Genomic DNA, 290 nt, shown 5'->3' with positions numbered 1-290 from the left:
TCTGCACGTCCTGGTGAAAATAGTTCCCACAGCGAAGCAACTGTCCAACCCGGAGCAAAGATATCGTTGTAATATCCCTTACCATTACGACCGTAATCCCAGTTCGTGTGTTGGACAACCTCAGGGTAATAACCGACTTTGGAAACACCACACATATGACCCTCATAAGGAAGCAACTGACGCATGGAAGTGGAAATAACCTCAGCAAAGTCTGAGAAACGAGCCTCATTGAACTCCTTGGAAAGCCAATGTAACACATCAGCAAACTCGAAGATAAACACATCAATATG

The 290-nt window shown here is 44.8% G+C and carries 1 pseudogene; it reads right to left on the bottom strand.

The window, feature by feature from the left end:
• A pseudogene (locus DW036_RS26130) lies at window positions 1–290 on the bottom strand (hypothetical protein); the annotation flags it as partial.

This window comes from Bacteroides sp. AF39-11AC, from assembly GCF_003474285.1.
GTDB lineage: Bacteria > Bacteroidota > Bacteroidia > Bacteroidales > Bacteroidaceae > Bacteroides.
Note: the sequence above shows the minus strand (reverse complement) of the source record. Positions and strands in the feature narration are given on the sequence as shown.